This window comes from Ferroplasma sp. Type II, assembly GCF_000496155.1.
This window is the reverse complement of sequence record NZ_KI542681.1, coordinates 1,008-2,533: the sequence shown is the minus strand read 5'-3', so window position 1 is coordinate 2,533 and position 1,526 is coordinate 1,008. Positions and strand designations below refer to the sequence as shown.

3 protein-coding genes are annotated in these 1,526 nt (G+C 31.4%); 2 read left to right on the top strand and 1 reads right to left on the bottom strand.

The features are described 5' to 3' along the window. Positions 1-113: 113 nt before the first annotated feature. A complete protein-coding gene (locus tag AMDU4_RS00025; protein ID WP_021785948.1) occupies positions 114-392 on the bottom strand; it encodes a hypothetical protein in 279 nt (92 codons plus the stop codon). A gap of 268 nt (positions 393-660) precedes the next feature. Here AMDU4_RS00025 and AMDU4_RS00020 point away from each other — a divergent pair, with 268 nt between their 5' ends. Together AMDU4_RS00020 and AMDU4_RS00015 are read left to right on the top strand one after the other, a co-directional pair. Further along, entirely contained in the window at positions 661-981 is a 321-nt protein-coding gene (locus AMDU4_RS00020) for a winged helix-turn-helix domain-containing protein (protein ID WP_021785947.1), read from the top strand. Between the two features lie 70 nt (positions 982-1,051). After that, positions 1,052-1,526 (top strand): glycerophosphodiester phosphodiesterase family protein (locus AMDU4_RS00015; protein WP_290703725.1); only part of this gene is annotated, 475 nt, incomplete at its 3' end.

The window sequence follows — 1,526 nt, the reverse complement described above, 5'->3', positions numbered from 1 at the left end:
GTATCGCCGATGAGCTTCCTGTATTCCACTGTTACAAGATCATTGAAATCTATCCGGCATTAAGGGACACAGATCAGCCATGTGAAGCATGAAATAGTCGAGGTGATTGAAAATTATTTTATTTCATCTAGAACATTTTTGATGTTTTTCGACATTTCTCCATCTTTTACTGAGGTATCAAGGTCAAAATGTGCCGGAATTGCTAGTTCCCGTTCACCTGTAGGTATCATAAAATATGCCTTCTGGTCTTTTCCTATGAGTATCAGTTTATCCTTTGTGACCTTACCTGTAGCCTTGTCTATATATGTATACCTTACAAATTTACCTTTATCTTTTAAAATCCTCTCCTCTACTTTTCCAGATTTTGTTCTTGTTTCATGTGGCTCTTCCATTATATTCTATTGAGGTGATGTATATATATTTATTTTCAAATACCTGTATAAATCGAACTAATGATTTTAAATTCATCTTTCAAATATATAATGTCGTTTTTCGATTTCCAGATACAGCGACAGGCAACTTACTAGTAGAATTTTGAAAATCTATGTTAAAATAATGAAATCTAACAAAATTTATATTTTTTCGTCTTTTTTTGTATTATTTCACAAGAATAATAACGTATTTATACGTTATACGTATAATCTGATTGCAGGTGAAAGTATGGGACAAAATCAATTAGAAACTGTTAGTTCAGTTCAAAATGAGGAGGAAAAAAAGATTATAGTCAGGACATACATGGGTAGGCCTTCTAAATTACACGAAAACCAGATGAGTGCCTTGAGGATCTCCATAGAAAATAAAAAGGTCTGCACAGTGCATGAAATTCAGGAGTATATTCGAGAAGAATTCAATGTAACATATTCATCGAAGGAAGTAAGGGAAATTCTCAGGAAATTCAATTTAACCTATTATCCACTTCTAAGGAAATATACATATCCCAGTTATTATAATGAAAAAATAATAAAAAAATTCGATTTTTAAGGAATTTTAATCTCCATTTTTCATTATTGTATTTTAGAAATTGTTATAAAGTGAAATTAAATCATAGCTAATGAATATAAAAAAATACATTCAATCAAATTTTATTGTGGTAGGGCATAGAGGTTTGCCATCCAGATACGTTGAGAATACTATTGAATCTTTTGAAAATGCATTTAAGTATACCGATATTGTGGAACTGGATGTACATCTTAGTGCTGATGGAGAAGTATATATTATCCATGATTTCAATCTCGAAAGGCTTGCATCCCTTAACGAAGATATAGAAAATTTGAATTCGGATAGTATAGATCATCTTAGGGTAAGCAGGCAGAAGATTCCTAAACTGAAAGATTTACTGGGTCTACATAGGGATAAATATTTCCTAGTAGAGCTAAAAACCATACACGACGATGGCTTTATGATAAAAAATGAACTAACAAAACACACAGTAAGAATTATAGAATCCATGAAAATGGAAGAACGTGTGTGCATTATATCCTTTGATCCCTATACCATAAGAAGAGTGAGAGAGCTTAATAAAAATA

Bases quoted from the DNA above. Each gene is read 5' to 3' on its own strand.
- AMDU4_RS00020 (WP_021785947.1), top strand. From the start codon at position 661: ATGGGACAAAATCAATTAGAAACTGTTAGTTCAGTTCAAAATGAGGAG.
- AMDU4_RS00025 (WP_021785948.1), bottom strand. From the start codon at position 392: ATGGAAGAGCCACATGAAACAAGAACAAAATCTGGAAAAGTAGAGGAG.